We start from the raw sequence: 1154 nt of genomic DNA, 5'->3' as shown, positions 1-1154 counted from the left end.
CAAGTGTTGATTGAGTGGCCAGCCTAATCGAGCATTAAGCGCTTCGACCAAGTTTATCTTGCTCAGATCTTTCACCGAAGCGACCGACGTCATGTACGGTTCTAACCATTCGTCTAATGAATCCAACAAACTGGCTTCATCAAACATTGGCCATGCTTGCTCAGGTAACCAATCCACCGCACAGCGAATACGTTCAAGCAGGCTTTCCGCTGCCGGCGTCCAGTTTAGACTGCTTAAGCCCTGACGGCGGACATAAGTGAGTAAAGCTTGTGTCATTTTTTCTTTACCCGGATTAGGTAATGACACCCTTTCAATCACCAATTGACCGAGTTTTCGTTGTTTCTCGGCCACTAAACGCCCTTTCTTTTCATCCCAATCCACTACTTCTTCAGTAGAAAATAGCGAATCAAAAGTCGTTTGCAATATATTGACGTCCAATTCACACGCTAAATGTATTTGGCTCGAATTGGAATGAGACCGCATCAGATCAATCGCGACCAAGTACTCACAGCCGCCTAACATATCGTCAGGACGACATTCTGCACCATGACCATTCGCTAGTGCAAAGCGACCAAATTGATTGGCGCGTTGCTGAGCGATCCTGTCGGGAAACGCCAAGCTCAACACCAACGGCAATGCATCTTCATCCACTTCTCGAAGGCTAAACGTGGTATCGAGTTTATGCGCAAGAGATTGTGCGCGCTTCAATAACAACGATTTTTTCGGATGAGAACCGGACAACCAATGATGCAAGCTATGTGCGATATTCGTTACATTACGCTCTGGCTCTTCAATTAGGGCGACCGCCGCCAAAGCGACATTTACCATCTTATCGCTGTGGGATTGCGATTTAATTAACATCGCTGCCGCGCGAGGTTCTACGCCCAAGTCATGAGCCTGCTTTCCTTCCGCAGTCAGTTGTCCTTGCTCGGTAATAAGCCCTAATGAAAACAACAACTGCTTAGCTTGTTGCAGCGCGGCAGCAGAAGGAATATCGAGCCATTTTAGCTCATGAATATCGGTCGTCCCCCAAAACGCCAGCTCCATTACGAAGCTCGCAAGATCGGAATGCAAAATCTCAGGTTGTGGCACTTGTGGCTGTTGCTTGAGTTGACTTTCTGAATAGAGGCGAACGCAAATCCCCTCTTCAATCC

General features: G+C 47.6%; 1 pseudogene. It reads right to left on the bottom strand.

The window, feature by feature from the left end:
- A pseudogene (locus tag R7127_RS26645) lies at nucleotides 1-1154 on the bottom strand (ATP-dependent RNA helicase HrpB); the annotation flags it as partial.

The organism is Vibrio sp. 1159 (assembly GCF_033340395.1).
GTDB lineage: Bacteria > Pseudomonadota > Gammaproteobacteria > Enterobacterales > Vibrionaceae > Vibrio > Vibrio alginolyticus.
This window is presented reverse-complemented; position numbering and strand designations above follow the sequence as displayed.